We start from the raw sequence: 15,264 nt of genomic DNA, 5'->3' as shown, positions 1-15,264 counted from the left end.
CACCGCGGTCGGTCGGTTCGTCGACCCGGCCCTGAACCGGTCGCCGACATGTCGAGCATAAACCCGAGGGCTGAGTACGTATGGGTGATCCGGAGTTCTAGATGTGCGATCCGCCGACGCGCACGACCGTCCGCCCCCGGGTCCGGCCCGCCAGGATCGCCTCGCCGGCGCCCACCACGTCGGCCAGGGCGACCTCGCCGGTCATCGAGTCGAGGAGGTCGAGGTCGAGGTCTCGTGCCAGTCGGTCCCAGGCGCGCTGGCGCAGGTCGAGCGGTGCCTCCACCGAGTTCACGCCGGCCAGGGTCACGCCCCGCAGGATGAACGGCAGCACCGTCGTCGGCAGGTCGGCGCCCTGGGCGAGCCCGCAGGCCGTGACGGTGCCACCCCAGCGGGTCTGGGCCAGGACGGTCGCGAGGGTGTGGCTCCCGACCGAGTCGACGCCGCCGGCCCAGCGGGCCCGCTGCATCGGCTTCCCCGCACCGGACAGTTCGTCACGGTCGACCAGGGCCGAGGCCCCGAGCGAGCGGAGGTAGTCGCCCTGCTCGGCGAGGCGACCCGAGGAGGCGCTGACCGAGTACCCGAGGCGGTTCAACACCGCGATCGCCACCGACCCGACGCCTCCGGCCGCACCGGTCACCACGACGTCGCCGTCCTCGGGGCCGACGTCGCGTTCGAGCCGGAGGACGCTCAGCATCGCCGTGAAACCCGCCGTGCCGATGGCGGCGGCGCGCCGCCCGTCGATGCCCGGGGGGACCAGGACGGCGCTGCCCGGGTCGACCACGACGCGTTCGGCGAAGCCGCCCGCCTTCGTCTCGCCGTGGCCCGCACCGTTGACCAGCACCTCGTCGCCCGGTGCGAAACGTGACGACCCCGAGGACGCCACGACGCCGACCAGGTCGATGCCGGGCACGAGAGGATCGACCCGGGCGACCCCGGGGTCACCGCGCAGGGCGAGACCGTCCTTGTAGTTGACGCCGGACCAGGTGACGTCGACGACGATGTCACCCGGCCCGGCGACCGGCTCGTCGAGCTCCCGGAGCTCGGCGGCCCTGTCCTTCTCGACCACGATCGCACGCATGCGACCGAGGTTACGCGGGTGCGGTCAGACGCGATCGACGGGGCCGGACGCTCCCGCCTTGCCCCCGAGGAACCCGCCCAGCGCACTGACGAGGTCGAGCCCCGTCGTGGCCTTCACGACGTCCTGCAGTTGCGTCATGTTGTTGGCGACCGACTTGGTCAGCTCGTTGGCACCGTCGGTCGACACCACCGTCAGGGCGTCGATGTTGCCCATCGGCGCCGCCATCTCGCGGGCGATCTCGGGCAGGCGCGAGATGACCTGCGAGGCGAGTGCCGCCTGGCCGAACTTGCCCTGCGCCTCGGCCAGCGCGTCCACGGCCTCGGCCTCGGCGAGACCCTTGGCCTTGATCGCCGCGGCCTCGGCGCGACCGGCGGCCTCGACGGCCGCGGCCTCGTTCTCGGCCGCGTTGCGGGCGGCGTCGGCGAGCTGGGTGCGGCGGAACGCCTCGGCCTCGACGGCGGCGTTGGCCGCGTCGCGCTCGGCCTCGGCGTTCTGCACGGACGCGTAGGCCGCGGCCTCGGCGGGCTGGCGCACCTCGATGTTGAGTCGCTCCTGGTTGACCTTGGCCTGCTCGGCCACGGCGATGCTCTCTTGTTCGGCGACCAGCTTGTCTTGCATGGCCCGGGCGAGCTCACCGGCGGCGGCGGCCTCGGCCTGGGCCCGGTCGGTCTCGGCCTTGATCTGGGCCTGGCGGACGTCGAGCTGCAGCTGACGCTCGGCCGTCTGCTGCGTGTTGCCGATGCGGGCCAGGGCGGCGATGCGCTCGGCCTCGGCCTCGGCCACGTCGGCGTTCTGCTTGGCGACGGCCGCCTCGGCGCGACCACGGTCGGCGAGGTAGGTGCTGCCCGGCGTCTCGATCTCGCGGATGTTCATGGTCTCGATCTGGAGGCCGAGCTCGGCGAGCTCGCCCTTCGTCTCGTTCACGGCGTCGGCCGCGAGGCGCGAGAAGTTCTTGACCAGGTCGTCGACCGGCTGACCGCCGATGAGACCGCGGATCGACCCCTCGAGCGACTGCTGCACGATGACCGGGAGCTGCTGCTGCTGCAGCAGGTAGCGCTGGGCGGCGCGGCGCACCCCGTCTTCGGTGCCGGTCACCTTGAAGTTGACCGTGGCCTTCACGGCGGTGCGGATGTAGTTGGCGTCGATCGCCTGCACCTCGACCGGGGTCTGGTATTGCTCGAGCGACAGCTTGAAGCCCTCTTGGAAGATCGGCCAGACGAAGGTGCGGCCACCGATGATGACCTTCTGCGGGCTGGAGATGCCGCCGCCCTCGGACCGTTCGGCGCCACGGCCGACCACGATCAGGGCCTCGTTCGGCGGGACGCGTCGGACGCGGCTGGCGACGAACGACAGCAGGGCGAGCACGATGACGACGGCGACGACGATGGCGACGACGCTGACGTTGGAGGAGATGAAGTCCACGGGGCTTCCTTTCAGTTGGTCTGGGGATCACGTGACGCGGAGGTCTCGCCGGCGTCGAGCGCCTCGACCTGCACGCGCGGGCCGTTCTCGGCCACGACGCGGACGCGGACGCCGCGCTCGATGCGCGCGTCGCTGGTCGCGAGCCGCCGCTCGAGCTCGCGGACGTCGTCGAGCCGGACCTCGCCGCCGGCCGGGCCGGTGGCCTCGGTCGTGACGCCGACGAACCCGACGGGCGACCAGTGCCCCCCGCTCTCGCGGCGCGTCACGCGGCGGACGACGAGCTGGATCAGCACGAGGGCGACGAGGGCCATGCCGACGGCGACGGCGTAGGTCCACCCCGCGGCGAGGTCGGTCTGCGAGGTGACGACCCCGGCGAGCCCGAAGATGGCCAGGGCCGCGCCCAGTGCTACGCCCGAGACGAGCCCGTCGCCGACGTCGACGACGTCGAGCAGGTCGCCCACGACGATGCTGACGAGCAGGAGCAGGAGTCCGATCGCCCCCACCACGATGAACGTGATCATGCGTCGAGACTGTCAGACTCCGGCCGGGCGCACATCGCCTGTGCGACGGACCCCGCGCCACCGCGCACCGGCCACCGCGCACCGGCCACCGCGCACCGGCCACCGCCCACCGGCCACCGCCCACCGGCGGCCGCCCCTCAGCCGAAGAGGATCGCGGCCTCGTCGTAGCGGTGCTGCGGGACGACCTTGAGGCTGTCGAGGGCCTCCTCGAACGAGACGTGGACGATCTCGGTGCCCCGCAGGGCGACCATGCGCCCCCAGCGACCCTCGACCACCGCGTCGCTCGCCGCCATGCCGAGCCGCGTGGCGAGCACGCGGTCGTAGGACGTGGGCGTACCGCCGCGTTGGATGTGCCCCAACGTCGTGGCGCGGGTCTCGATGCCCGTGCGCTCCTCGATGACGGGGGCGAGTCGCTCGCCGATCCCGCCGAGGCGCGGGCGGCCGAAGGCGTCCAGGCCGCGCTCGGAGTGCACGTCGCTCTCGTGGTCGGGCACGAAGCCCTCGGCGACGACCACCAGCGGTGCCCGACCCCGGTCGTAGGCCGACTGCACCCACTCGACGATCTGGTCCATGCTGGTCGCCTGCTCGGGGATGAGGATCACGTGGGCACCGGCGGCCATGCCCGAGTGCAGGGCGATCCAGCCCACGTGCCGGCCCATGACCTCGGCGACCATGCAGCGGCTGTGCGAGTCGCCGGTGGTGCGCAGGCGGTCCATGGCGTCGGTGGCGATCTGGACCGCGGTGTCGAAGCCGAAGGTGTAGTCGGTCGCCCCGAGGTCGTTGTCGACGGTCTTGGGCACGCCGACGATCTTGAGCCCCGCGTCCGTCAGGCGCTTGGCCGCGGCCAGGGTGCCCTCGCCGCCGATCGCGATCATGGCGTCGATGCCGAAGCGCTCCATGTTCTCGGCGATGCGGTCGACACCGCCGTCGCCCTCGAACGGGTTCGTGCGGCTCGTCCCGAGGATCGTGCCGCCCTGTTTCGCGATGCCCTGGATCTCCTTGCGGGTGAGGGGCATCACGTCGCCGTCGACGACGCCTCGCCAGCCGTCGCGGAAGCCGACGAACTCTTGTCCATGGATCTGCGTGCCCTTGAGCACGGCACCGCGGATGACCGCGTTGAGACCGGGGCAGTCGCCACCGCTGGTGAGGATTCCGATTCGCATCGAGGGGCTCCATCGCATCGAAGGGCCCGATCGACGGGCCGAGGTCGAGACCCATCATGGACCACGAGGAGGCGCGGCACCTGTCCACGGGCCCGGTCACCGCCCTGCCGGTCGCGCAGGCGGCCGTACTACCCTCGCCTGCATGAGCAACGAGCAGCCGGGGCGTCCGCCGTCGCCGTGGGCCCGGTTCGCCCGGCCCGCGCCGACCGAGCCCGACCGGGGCGAGTTCCCGTTCGGTCCGCCTCGCCCGGTGCACCCCGAGGCGGGCGTGGCCGATCGCGGTTGGCCGCTCGACCCCTCCGGCGCATCGTCGATGCCCGCCACGCGACAGCAGCAGCCGTTCTTCCCCCAGCCCGCGGCGTCGCAGCCCCTCGCGTCGCAGCCCGTCGGCCAGCAGGCCGCCGCGCCGACGTGGGACTCCGACGGTCGTCAGGTCTGGGCGCCGCCGCCCGGTCCCGTGCCCGAGACCGGCTCCGCACCCGACGCCCGGGCCGAGAACGCAGGCCTCGGCTCGTACTTCTTCCCCGCCGACGACGACTGGTCGTCGGCACCGCCCCGCACCGACGACGAGGGCCGCGGTCTCGCGATCGCGTCGATCGTCTTCGGCGTCTTCTTCGCGCCCCTCGGCCTGGTGTTCGGCATCGTGGCGGCGCGACGCGCCCGAGCCGCCGGCCGCCCGGCCCCCCTCGCGCTGACCGGCATGGTCGTCGCCTCGATCGTCATCGTCCTGAGCCTCGTGTACGCGATCGCGGCACTCGACTACTACTCGCAACTCGCGACGACCTGTGCCCAGCTCGGTCCCGGCGACTACGTGAACGGCGACGGTCGGACCGTCACCTGCGGGTGACCGGGGCGGGCACGGACCGCCACGGGACGCGAACCGCCGGGGGCGCGGGCCGTCGAGGACGACCCGCGCCGCGCCTCCTCGGCTAGAGCGAGACGGTGCCGGTGTCGGCGACGTTCTTCGGGTGTCCGCCGGTCACGGCGGCCTTGGCGTACTTGAACAGGGTGACGGCCTTGGGCTCGTTGCTGACCCAGTACTCGGCCGTGTCGACGTCGACCTCGAGCAGTGCGACGGTCGGGTCCTCGCGGCCCTTGTCGAACCAGGCCTCGGCCCCGGTCGTCCACAGTTCGTCGATCAGCCCGGAGTCCTTGACGATCGAGGCCTTGCCCGCGAGCGACAGGTAGCCCTTGCCGGTCTCGACGGCGACGTTCACCTGCGGGTGCGCCTTGACGTCGTCGACCTTGGGGGAGGGGTCGCGCGTGAAGAAGTACACCTTGCCGTCGAAGTCGCGATCGACGATCGCGAGGGGCCGGCTCACGAGGTGGCCGTGGCTGCTCTGCGTGGTGAGGATGCCGATGCGGCCCGCGTCGAGGACCTCGCCGATCTTCTTGATGTCGTTGGTCTCAGTCATGCCGGGGACCCTACGCCGGAGCCTCGACCGAGGTCACAGCACCGGAGGTCCGCCGCCGGTCAGGGACGAGGAGGCGCGGTGCCGGTCGCAGGTCACGTCGCCTCGTGCACCGCACCCGTCGCAGGCGACCAGTTGCCGTCGGCACTGCACCTCGACGCAGTTCTGCATGCGGCTGGTCGCGGTGCCGCAGACCTCGCAGCGACCGATCACGGCCGCGTGGTCGCTGAACTCGACCGAGCCGCGACCGTCGAAGACGTAGAGCGAACCGTCCCACAGGCCGTCGTCGCCGAAGCGCTCGCCGTAGCGCACGACACCCCCGTCGAGTTGGTAGACGCGCGAGAACCCCCGCGACGTCATGAGGGACGACAGCACCTCGCAGCGCACGCCACCCGTGCAGTAGGTGACGACGGGCTCGTCCTTGAGGTGGTCGTAGCGCCCGCTGTCGAGTTCGGCCACGAAGTCGCGGGTCGTGGCCACGTCGGGCACCACGGCGCCTCGGAACCGACCGATGCGTGACTCGTACTCGTTGCGGCCGTCGAAGAAGGTGACCTGCTCACGGTCGACGAGTTCGTGGAGTTCGTCGGGGGACAGCCGCTCACCGGTGCCCACCACGCCGGACCCGTCGACCTGCAGTTCGTCGGGAGCGCCGAACGTCACGATCTCGTCGCGCACCTTGACCGACAGGCGGGGGAAGTCGTCGCCGGTGCCCTCGCTCCACTTGACGTCGAGCTCGGCCAGGGCCGGGTGCTGCCGGGTCTTCTTGAGCCAGCGCTTGACGTCGGGCAGGTCGCCTCCGAGCGTGCCGTTGAGGCCCTGGTGGGACACGAGGACGCGTCCGCGCAGGTGCAGGGACTCGGCGAGGTCGCGCTGCCACAGACGCATCGCCTCGGGATCGCCGAGCGGTGTGAAGGCATAGAACAACACGATCTTCGGGGTCGCCACCAGGAGATCCTAGGGGCAGGCCGGTCGGGGAGCACCGTACGCCTGAGGCATGCATGCCTTATGCTGGCACCCGGAATTCCAGACACCGACGAAAGGCGACGATGCCCGTCCCGACCCCCGCCCGTCCGGTCATCCCTCGGCGCCTGCAGAAGGACGCCGTCTTCGAGTACCTGGTCGCGGCGATCCTCGACGGCACGCTGCGACCGGGCGAGCGTCTGCGAGACGCCGACTGCGAGACGTGGCTCGGTGTCTCGCGGACGCCGATCCGGGTCGCCATCGCGAAGCTCGAGCAGGTGCGACTGGCCGAGATCTCGGCGCGGAGGGCGACGAGCGTCGTGGTCCCTCGCCGCGAGGTCGCCGTCGACCTCCTGGCGGTCGGGTGCGCCCTGCTCGCGGCCGTCGTGGCGTCGGCGGGTCACGACGAACGAACCGGGCTCGATCGACGCCTGTCGGGCCTCGTCGACGACTGCCGCGCCCGTTCCTCCTCGGCCGACGGTTCCGTCGAGGAGGTCGACGCGGTCGGCGACTCCTGGGCGGCGGTGTGGTCGGCCGTCGACGACCACGTGTTCGGCCGCCTCGCCGTCCGACACGCGCGACGTCTGACGCTGCCCCTGCGCCATCACCTCCGAGAGCTGTCCGCCGACGATCTCGACGTCGTCGCCGACGTGTTCGTCGAGGTTCGTCGGTCACTCGGCGGCGGGCTGGTCGACGCCGCGGCCGAGGGGTGCGAACGGGTCACCTCGAGGCTCGACCTTCCCGACGTCGCCCGGGACGGGGCGTCCGATCCGCTCGGGGCGTCCGCCGTCGTCGAGGACCGTCGCGTCCTCCCCCGGGGTGACGACGTCGCGAGGGCCGGCGCCCGCGCGACCCTCGTCCGACCACGCCTCAGCGACGACGTCTACCGGATGATCCTCGTCGCGATCCTGGACGGCACCCTGACGCCCGGCGAGAGGCTCGCCGACGACGAACTCACCACCTGGCTGGGCGTCTCGCGGACTCCCGTCCGTTCCGCTCTCGAGCGGCTCGACGAGAGGGGCCTCGTCGACATGGCTCCGAACCGCTACACGCGGGTCGCTCGCCCCGAGGTCCCCGACGTCGTCGCCGCCCGCGACCTGTACGCACGACTCGTGTCGTGGTCGGCCGATCGACACCCGACGGGCGGCAGCGCCGACCGGGCCGAGATCGCGGCGGTGACGAGCCGACTGCTCCCCTTGGCGACGAGGTCCGAAGGGGCCCCGGCGACCCTGACGACCCTGACCTGCCTGGGCACCGCGGTCAGACGACTCGCCTCGGTCGAACGATCACCGGCGCTGTCCCGCGAACTCGACATCCTCGAGCCCCGTCTGGTCCACGGGGTGATCTCGTGCGGATTCGGACTGCCGCCGAGCTCGTGGCGGACGTTCTCGGATGCCGTGCGGGTGTCGCCCGGTGCGACGGGTGGCGGCTGGGGCCCGGCAGCAGCCGCTCTGATCCGTTCGCTCAGCCCGCAGGGGGGCTGAGCGCCTCGAGGTCGTCGTCGGCGAACGCCCGACGGAGGTCGTCGAGCATCGAGTCGTCGACGACGACGATCGATTGCCCGTCGGGTGACGTGCCGGTGCCCGAGACGGGCATCGTGAAGGACGTCACGTCGGACGGTCGGAGCTGCCTCAGCGAGAGGCCGAGGCCGATCATGTCGCTCGTGGTCCACGAGCTGTCCACCCCGATGTGACCGGCAGTGGTCTCGACGAACGCCGAGACGCGCGCCGGATCGGTCAGGGTGCGCGTGCTGACCAGGCGGTCGGTGATGCCGGCCACCAGGGCTCGTTGATTGCGCATGCGCTGGAAGTCGCCGTCGGCGAAGGCGTAGCGCTCGCGCACGTACTCGAGAGCGCTCGGACCGTCGAGGGTGACGGCTCCCTCGGCGAAGACGCGATCTCCTCGACGGAACTCGACGTCGTTCTGCACGGTCACGGCACCCAACGTCGCGACGATCGATTCGACGCCGCCGAAGTCGACGACGGCGGCGTGGTCGATGCGTGCGCCCGTCAACGCCTCGATCGTCCGGGTCTGGAGTGGGACGCCGCCCCAGGCCAGGGCGGCGTTGACCTTGGCCTGGCCGTGGCCCGGCACCTCGACCCAGGTGTCGCGGGGGATCGACACGAGCTCGACGGAGTGACGGTCCGCGGCGATGTGGGCGACCATGATCGTGTCCGCCCGTCTAGGCCCGGAGCCCGCGAGGTCGCGTTCGTCGACGGGCTCGCGGCTGTCCGACCCGAGGAGCAGCAGGTTGACGGAGCCGTCGGTGGCGGGGGCGGGACGGCCCGCGTAGTCGGTCAGGGTGCCGACGTCGTCGAGGGCGTCCTCGGCCGACCGGATCGTGGTGAGACCGAAGATCGCCAGTGCCCCGACCCCCGTGATCACGACGCCGACCAGCACGAGCAGGCTCGTCATGGCGAGACGGTGGCGTCGGAAGAACGAGCGGCGTCGTCTGCGGGCACGGTGATCGGTCATGGTGGCTCCGCTTCGGGGGTCTGGTCGGCGGTGGGGTCCGGGGAACGCGTGCCGCGTCTCGCTCAGTACGCGCCGGAGGGCCGGACGACGGCACCGATCGTCTGCACGAGCAGCCGCGCATCGGTCGTCGGCGTCCAGCCGTGGACGTAGCCGAGGTCGAGGTCGAGCCCGGCGTCCCAGTCGAGGTCGGAGCGGCCCCCCACCTGCCACGGGCCGGTCAGCCCCGGCAGCACCGTCAGGCGCTGGCGGGCGCGGCTGCAGTACTGGGCGACCTCTCGCGGCAGGGCCGGGCGCGGCCCGACCAGGCTCATCTCGCCCCGCAGCACGTTCACCAGCTGCGGCAGCTCGTCGAGCGAGTGCCTGCGGAGCACGCGGCCGACCCGGGTCACACGCGGATCGACGCGGAGCTTGAACAGCGGCCCGTCGGCGTCGTTCGCCTCGGGCATGATCGCGACGGCCCGATCGGAGTCGGCCATCGATCGGAACTTCAGCATCTCGAAGGTCCGGCCGTCGAGCCCACAGCGTTCTTGGCGGTAGAGGACCGGGCCGCGGCTGTCGAGTCGCACCGCCAGGGCGACGAGGGCGAGCGCGGGAGCGAGGGTGGTCAGCGCGGCGACGGCCCCGACCACGTCGATCGCCCGCTTGGCCCGACGGGCGGCGGCCCGCCGGACCGGGGGAGCGGCCGGGGCGACGTCGGGACCATGGGCATCGCCCTGGTGGTGGCGGTTCGGTCGGCCGGGCGCGGAGGAGGTGACGCGGGCACCTGCGGGTGCGGACAGGGGTCTCGTGGTGATCGTCATCGGGTCTGCTCGGTGTCTCTCGTCTCGTGCACGGGCGGCGGATGGCCGACGCATAAAATATCACACAAACATGAGCCATGACGCAAAAGGGGTTGTCGGCGGGAGCGTCTACCATCGCGACATGGATCAGCTCGAGCGCACGGGGGCCGCTCCCGCCGCGGACGACCGACGGCTCGGGACGGTCTACTCGTCGGCACGCCCGGTGGACGTCCGGGCCACCCTGCGGCCCCTGGGTCGCGGCTCGGGCGATCCCTCGTTCCGGGTCGACGGCGACCGGACGTGGCTCGCCCTGCGCACCCCGGCGGGCGAGGCGACGCTCTGCGTGTCGGCGAGCCGCGCCTCCTCGTCCGTCCGCGCCGACGCGTGGGGGCCGGGAGCCGCCTGGGCGATCGAGCACGTGCCCGAGCTGCTGGGCCGCGGCGACGACTGGTCGGGGCTCGACGTCACGACGAACGCGTTCCTGGCCGACGCCCGTCGGCGGCAACCGGGGCTCCGGCTGACCCGCACCAACCTCGTGCTGCAGGCCGTCGTCCCGGCGATCCTCGAGCAGAAGGTCACGAGCGTCGAGGCCTGGCGTGCGTGGCGACAGCTCGTGCGTCGACACGGCACGCCGGCGCCGGGTCCGGCACCCGAGGGGCTCGTCGTGCCGCCGGACGCCCAGGGCTGGCGCCGCATCCCCAGCTGGGAGTGGCACCGGGCCGGCGTCGGGCCGCAGCGGTCGGCGACCGTCATGAGGGTCTGTGCGGTGGCGCCCGCACTCGAGCGCACGCTCGCCGTCGGTCGGGGTGGCGACGAGGTCGCGACGCGCCTCCGGTCGATCCCCGGCGTGGGCGTCTGGACCGCCGCCGAGACGACGCAGCGTGCGCACGGCGATCCCGACAGCCCCAGCGTGGGCGACTACCACCTACCCGCCGTGGTCGGATGGGCGCTCATCGGCCGTCCCGTGGACGACGACGGCATGCTCGAGTTGCTCGAGCCGTGGCGTGGCCACCGTGAACGCGTCATGCGGTTGATCACGGGCAGCGGCTTCTCGAAGCCGAGGTTCGGCCCGCGCATGACCATTCAGGACCACCGCTTCCATTGACGCGGCCGGCACGGCCGGCACGGCCGAGACGGCCGAGACGGCCGAGATGACCGAGGTGGCCGCGACGACCGCGCGTCCGCGTCGGGACGCAGAGGAGGCGCGGGTCAGGCCTGGGCGTCGGGCGACGCGTCCGTGCCGATCGCCTCGAGCACGCGACCCGAGAACGCCCGGACGACCTCGGCGTCCGTCTCGAGCACGTCAGTGAAGTACCTCTTGATGGCGGCCGTGTGCCCCCGGGTCGCCGCGAGCATGGCCCGGCGGCCGTCGGGCGTCAGCTCGACCCAGGTGCCCCGCGCGTCGGACGCGCACTCGGTGCGGCGCACCAGCCCTCGGCGCTCCATGCGGGTGACCTGGTGGCTGACTCGGCTCTTCTCCCAGCCGATCTGCTCGGCGATGTCCCGCACGCGCGAGCGTCGGTCGCTGCTCCGGCCGAGGCCGACGAGGATCTCGTACTCGGGGGCGGACACGCCCGAATCGCTCTGCAGACGGAGCTCGAGGGCCCGGTCGAGGCGCCGTCTCATGGCGTAGAAGGAGTCCCAGACGACCCACTCCTCGTCGGTGAGTTCGTCGGCCATTCGCCCAGTGTAGGGACGGTGGCGCGGCATATCCTCGACCCATGTCCGATGTGCACGCCGACGAAGTCACGCAGCAGACCGTCGAGACAGCCCGCCGCTGGTGGGACGCCGCGCGTGCCGTCCCCGTGCAGGGTCCGGCCGCCCGTCTGACCGACGTGCTGCGCGACCCCCGCGGCCTCGACTTCGCCCGCGACTTCGCCGACCGCGTCGTCCGCCCCGGGGACGACCGGGCGGGCGCATCGGCGCTCGAGTCGCTCAGCCGACGCACGCCGGCCCTGCTGCCCTGGCACCTCCGGGCGGCGATCTCGTTCGGTGGGGGCTTCGGTCCGATCGCACCCAAGCCGATCATGCCGGTCGCGCGGCGGACGCTGCGCCACATGGTCGGGCACTTGCTCGTCGACGCGCCACCCGAGAAGCTCGCGCAGGCCCTCACGGGCCTGCGCGGCGACGGCGTCCGGCTCGACGTCACCGCCTGGGGGCCCACGGTGTCCGGGCCGACCCAGGCCGAGCGCCGGGTCGCCGCGGTCCGGGCCCTGATCGAGCGGCCCGACGTCGAGCGCGTCACGACGACCGTCCGCGAGCTCGTCGGCCCGACCTCGCCCTGGGCCTTCGACGAGACGAGCGACCTCGCCGAGTCGAGGCTCCGGCCCCTGGTCGAGCTGGCGGCGTCGACGGGCACGCTCCTCACCCTCGGCGTCGACCGGCACGCCGACGTCGACCTCACGATCGACGTCTTCACGCGACTGCTCGACCGACCCGGGCTCGAGGCGGTGACGGCGGGCATCGTCGTCCAGTCGTACGTCCCCGAGGCGCTCGACTCGCTGAGGTTGCTCACCGACTGGGCCCGTGACCGCGTCGACCGGGGCGGCGCGCCGATCTCGGTCCGGCTGGTGAAGGGCGGGTCGCGACTCGACGAGATCGTCGACGCACGCCTGCACGACTGGCCCGTCGTCACCTTCGAGGCCAAGCACGAGACCGACGCGAGCCACCTCCGGCTGGTCGAGTTCGCGCTGAGGCCCGAGAACGCCGCGGTCGCCCGGGTCGGCCTCGCCGGGCACGACGTCTTCGACCTGGCCCATGCCGTCACGGTCGCCCGTCGCCACGGCACCGACCACCTGCTCGACGTCGAGATGTGGCTGGGGGCCGCACCCGGGCTCGCCGAGGTCGTCCGCTCCGAGCTCGGGTCGCTCGTCCTCCTGGTGCCGGTGACCGTCTCCGGCGAGTTCGACTCCGCCGTGCGACACCTGGTGGGCCGACTCGACGCGCTCGCCGACCCCGAGGGATTCCTCTCGAGCGCCCTCGACGTCGACCACGAGGCGGCGTTCGCGCGAGAGGCTCGTCGGCACGACCGCGCCGTGGCGGCCGTCGGCGATCTGCCCTCCGTGCCCCGGCGCCGTCGAGACCGGTCGGGCCCGCTCGACGAGGGCCCCGACCACGTCGTCGACTTCGTGGCCGAGGCCGACACGGATCCCTCGCTCGACGGCAACCGGAGGTGGGCCCGAGGCGTGCTCGGGCGCGCCCGCCGGTCGGTCGCCGGCAGCGAGACCGCCGACGCGGCCCCCTCCCTCGGGCCCACCTCTTCGGAAGGTGGCGCCCTCGACGACGACTCCCTCGTGGCGATGGTGACCCGCGCCTCCTCGGCCGGCGAGGCCTGGGGCGGCCAAGACCCCGAGACCCGCGCCGAGCTGCTCGACCTGGCGGGCCGCGAGCTCGCCCTGCGGCGTTCGCGCCTGGTCGAGGTGTCCGTCAGCGAGTCCGGTTCGACCCTGTCCGAGGCCGACCACGAGGTCGGTGCGGCCGTCGACTCGGCCCACCGTCTGGCCGTCCTGACCCGAGGGCTCGCGGCGGTCGACACGGCCGAGCACCTGCCCCCGCGGCTGACGGTCGTCGTGCCCGACCTCGTCACGCCCGTCGCCGGAACGGTCGAAGGAGTGCTCGCGGCGTTCGGCGCCGGCAGCGCGGTCGTCGTCTTGTTGCCCCGGAGCCGGCGGCGGGCGGTCGCCGTCGTCGCGGAGGCGCTCTGGGCGGTCGGCGTCCCGGACTCGCTCCTGGCCCTCGTCGTCGCGGACGACCCCGACCACGAACGCGCCCTGCTGACGCACCCGCTGGTCGACCGGGTGGTCGCGCACGGGGCGGTCGAGACGGCCGTCGGCCTCCGTGAAGCGCGCCCCGACCTCGACCTCGCCGTGCGGACCCGGGGGGTCACCTCGCTCGTCGTCACCCCGTCGGCCGACCTCGAGCTCGCCGCCGCCGACGTCGTCGCCAGCGTCGTCGACCACGCCGGCCGTGGTCACGGAGCCCTCGACCTGGTGCTGGCCGTCGGGTCCGTCGGTCACGGTGAGGCCTTCCGTCGCCTGCTGCGCGAGGCCTTCGAGGCGGTCGTCGTGGGTCCGGCCGACGACGTCGCCACCGTGATGGGCCCGCTCGCCTCCACCCCGACCGGGTCCGAGCTCGACGTCCTGACCGTGCTCGGCCCCGGCGAGTCGTGGCTGCTCGAGCCGCGTCCCCTCGACGAGACCGGGGCCCTCTGCTCGCCGGGCGTGCGCGACGGCGTGGACGCCCGCGGCGCCTTCGCCTCCCGCTCGCACGAGGTCCCCGTCGTCGGCCTCGTCCCGGTCGAGACCCTGGCCGAGGCGATCGCGGTGCAGAACGCCGAGAACGGCGGTGACGTGGCGGGTCTGCACTCCCTCGACGTCGACGAGATCGACGAGTGGCTGCACACCGTGCGCGCCGGAGACCTCGTCGTCGGCGGTCCGACGACGGGCGCCCGGGTCCGGCGCAGGCCCCCCGGCGGGTGGGGTCGACGGGCCATCGGTCGGGGTCTCAAGCCCGGCGGCCCGAACGCCCTGATCGGCCAGGGGGCCTGGCGCCACCGTCCCCACGAGCCGCGCCCCTCCCTGCGCCTGCACGACGTCTCCGAGGGGGTCACACGTCTCGTCGACGCGGCCCGACCCACCCTGTCGTTCGAGCAGTTCGACTCGCTGCGGACGGCCGTCGAGAGCGACCAGCACGCCTGGCAGTCCGAGTTCGGCCTGGCCCGTGACGTCACCGGCCTCGTCGTCCAGCGCAACGTGCTCCGCTACCGTCCGCACCCCGTCACGCTGCGACTCTCCGCGGGGGCCGATACGACGGCTCTCGTCCGGCTCGTCGCCGCCGGGGCACGGGCGGGGTCGACCCTGACCATCAGCTCGGCCGTGCCGCTGCCGGCGGGTCTCGTGCACCTGTGGCGCGCCTCCTCGTCGCCGGTGCGGGTGCGAGACGTCGTCGTCGAGAGCGACGAGGCGTTCGTCGCGCGGGCGGCCGCGGGGGCGCTACAGGGCCCCACGGCCGAGGTGGCCGGCCCGGACGTGCTCGACCTGCTGGCCGAGGCCGCCGGGGGCGAGCGGGCCACCACCGAGGAGGCGCGGGTCGACGACTCGAGACCGGCTCCGTCACCCGAGGCGGTCGCGGCCTACCGCGGCCTGCGCATCCGGACGATCGGCGGAGACCCCGCCGCGCTGGCCCGGGCCCTGCGGGGCAGCCCCGACGTCACGATCTCGTCTGGCGAGGTGACCGAGGAGGGGCGGATCGAACTCCTGACGTTCCTGCGAGAGCAGTCGGTCTCGCTGACGGCGCACCGGTACGGACGCCTCGACCCCACGCTGGCCGACCTGCGACTCTGACCGGCCTGCGGGTCGGGCCGATCTGCGGGTCGGGCCGGCCTGCGGCATCGAGCTGCGAGTCGGGACGGCCCGCGACACAAACCGACCTGCGAGCCGCCCGACCTGAGCCTCC

At 73.1% G+C, this 15,264-nt stretch carries 13 protein-coding genes; 4 read left to right on the top strand and 9 right to left on the bottom strand.

Annotated features, from left to right (window positions below; genetic code table 11):
* Positions 1-97: 97 nt before the first annotated feature.
* From QRN23_RS00705 to QRN23_RS00690, 4 genes are all read right to left on the bottom strand, one after another.
* The gene (locus QRN23_RS00705; protein ID WP_285062031.1) at positions 98-1,078 is read right to left on the bottom strand and encodes an MDR family oxidoreductase; all 981 of its coding nucleotides are present in this window, start codon (positions 1,076-1,078) and stop codon (positions 98-100) included.
* A 24-nt stretch (positions 1,079-1,102) separates the two neighbouring features.
* The gene (locus tag QRN23_RS00700; RefSeq protein ID WP_056044120.1) at positions 1,103-2,500 is read right to left on the bottom strand and encodes an SPFH domain-containing protein; all 1,398 of its coding nucleotides are present in this window, start codon (positions 2,498-2,500) and stop codon (positions 1,103-1,105) included.
* Between the two features lie 11 nt (positions 2,501-2,511).
* Complete coding sequence (locus QRN23_RS00695; protein WP_159824867.1) at positions 2,512-3,021, bottom strand: hypothetical protein; 510 nt, start codon at positions 3,019-3,021, stop codon at positions 2,512-2,514.
* A gap of 137 nt (positions 3,022-3,158) precedes the next feature.
* Complete coding sequence (locus tag QRN23_RS00690) at positions 3,159-4,184, bottom strand: 6-phosphofructokinase (RefSeq protein ID WP_285062028.1); 1,026 nt, start codon at positions 4,182-4,184, stop codon at positions 3,159-3,161.
* 142 nt (positions 4,185-4,326) lie between these two features.
* On the opposite strand from QRN23_RS00690, the gene QRN23_RS00685 reads away from it, so the two are divergent.
* Positions 4,327-5,031: a hypothetical protein gene (locus tag QRN23_RS00685; RefSeq protein ID WP_285062026.1), complete on the top strand. Its 705-nt coding sequence runs from the start codon at positions 4,327-4,329 to the stop codon at positions 5,029-5,031.
* 82 nt (positions 5,032-5,113) lie between these two features.
* Here QRN23_RS00685 and QRN23_RS00680 read toward each other — a convergent pair whose 3' ends face one another.
* Both QRN23_RS00680 and trhO read right to left on the bottom strand, forming a co-directional pair.
* Positions 5,114-5,599: a pyridoxamine 5'-phosphate oxidase family protein gene (locus tag QRN23_RS00680; RefSeq protein ID WP_056044110.1), complete on the bottom strand. Its 486-nt coding sequence runs from the start codon at positions 5,597-5,599 to the stop codon at positions 5,114-5,116.
* Between the two features lie 33 nt (positions 5,600-5,632).
* Entirely contained in the window at positions 5,633-6,541 is a 909-nt protein-coding gene (gene trhO / locus QRN23_RS00675) for an oxygen-dependent tRNA uridine(34) hydroxylase TrhO (protein ID WP_267659144.1), read from the bottom strand.
* A gap of 101 nt (positions 6,542-6,642) precedes the next feature.
* Between trhO and QRN23_RS15500 the strand changes: the two genes are divergently transcribed.
* Complete coding sequence (locus tag QRN23_RS15500; protein WP_502874797.1) at positions 6,643-8,040, top strand: GntR family transcriptional regulator; 1,398 nt, start codon at positions 6,643-6,645, stop codon at positions 8,038-8,040.
* On the opposite strand, the gene QRN23_RS00660 is transcribed toward QRN23_RS15500, so the two are convergent.
* Both QRN23_RS00660 and QRN23_RS00655 read right to left on the bottom strand, forming a co-directional pair.
* Entirely contained in the window at positions 8,021-9,031 is a 1,011-nt protein-coding gene (locus QRN23_RS00660) for an LCP family protein (RefSeq protein ID WP_192125105.1), read from the bottom strand. The two genes, QRN23_RS15500 and QRN23_RS00660, sit on opposite strands and share 20 nt — an antisense overlap.
* A 62-nt stretch (positions 9,032-9,093) precedes the next feature.
* On the bottom strand, positions 9,094-9,831 hold the full coding sequence (locus QRN23_RS00655) for a sugar transferase (RefSeq protein WP_285062022.1): 738 nt from the start codon (positions 9,829-9,831) through the stop codon (positions 9,094-9,096).
* A gap of 121 nt (positions 9,832-9,952) precedes the next feature.
* On the opposite strand from QRN23_RS00655, the gene QRN23_RS00650 reads away from it, so the two are divergent.
* Positions 9,953-10,915 carry a DNA-3-methyladenine glycosylase family protein gene (locus tag QRN23_RS00650; RefSeq protein WP_277960093.1) on the top strand — a complete coding sequence of 321 codons (963 nt, stop codon included), beginning with the start codon at positions 9,953-9,955 and terminating at the stop codon, positions 10,913-10,915.
* Between the two features lie 104 nt (positions 10,916-11,019).
* Here QRN23_RS00650 and QRN23_RS00645 read toward each other — a convergent pair whose 3' ends face one another.
* On the bottom strand, positions 11,020-11,490 hold the full coding sequence (locus tag QRN23_RS00645; RefSeq protein WP_056044096.1) for a MarR family winged helix-turn-helix transcriptional regulator: 471 nt from the start codon (positions 11,488-11,490) through the stop codon (positions 11,020-11,022).
* 41 nt (positions 11,491-11,531) lie between these two features.
* Between QRN23_RS00645 and QRN23_RS00640 the strand changes: the two genes are divergently transcribed.
* On the top strand, positions 11,532-15,152 hold the full coding sequence (locus tag QRN23_RS00640) for a proline dehydrogenase family protein (protein ID WP_285062018.1): 3,621 nt from the start codon (positions 11,532-11,534) through the stop codon (positions 15,150-15,152).
* Positions 15,153-15,264: the final 112 nt, after the last annotated feature.

It is taken from the genome of Frigoribacterium sp. ME-P-080 (assembly GCF_030209595.1).
GTDB lineage: Bacteria > Actinomycetota > Actinomycetes > Actinomycetales > Microbacteriaceae > Frigoribacterium.
This window is presented reverse-complemented; position numbering and strand designations above follow the sequence as displayed.

Coding starts and splice junctions, on each gene's coding strand:
- QRN23_RS00680 (WP_056044110.1), bottom strand. CDS start 5,599: ATGACTGAGACCAACGACATCAAGAAGATCGGCGAGGTCCTCGACGCG.
- QRN23_RS00660 (WP_192125105.1), bottom strand. CDS start 9,031: ATGACCGATCACCGTGCCCGCAGACGACGCCGCTCGTTCTTCCGACGC.
- QRN23_RS00640 (WP_285062018.1), top strand. CDS start 11,532: ATGTCCGATGTGCACGCCGACGAAGTCACGCAGCAGACCGTCGAGACA.
- QRN23_RS00695 (WP_159824867.1), bottom strand. CDS start 3,021: ATGATCACGTTCATCGTGGTGGGGGCGATCGGACTCCTGCTCCTGCTC.
- QRN23_RS00685 (WP_285062026.1), top strand. CDS start 4,327: ATGAGCAACGAGCAGCCGGGGCGTCCGCCGTCGCCGTGGGCCCGGTTC.
- QRN23_RS00650 (WP_277960093.1), top strand. CDS start 9,953: ATGGATCAGCTCGAGCGCACGGGGGCCGCTCCCGCCGCGGACGACCGA.
- QRN23_RS00645 (WP_056044096.1), bottom strand. CDS start 11,490: ATGGCCGACGAACTCACCGACGAGGAGTGGGTCGTCTGGGACTCCTTC.
- QRN23_RS00705 (WP_285062031.1), bottom strand. CDS start 1,078: ATGCGTGCGATCGTGGTCGAGAAGGACAGGGCCGCCGAGCTCCGGGAG.
- QRN23_RS15500 (WP_502874797.1), top strand. CDS start 6,643: ATGCCCGTCCCGACCCCCGCCCGTCCGGTCATCCCTCGGCGCCTGCAG.
- QRN23_RS00690 (WP_285062028.1), bottom strand. CDS start 4,184: ATGCGAATCGGAATCCTCACCAGCGGTGGCGACTGCCCCGGTCTCAAC.
- QRN23_RS00655 (WP_285062022.1), bottom strand. CDS start 9,831: ATGACGATCACCACGAGACCCCTGTCCGCACCCGCAGGTGCCCGCGTC.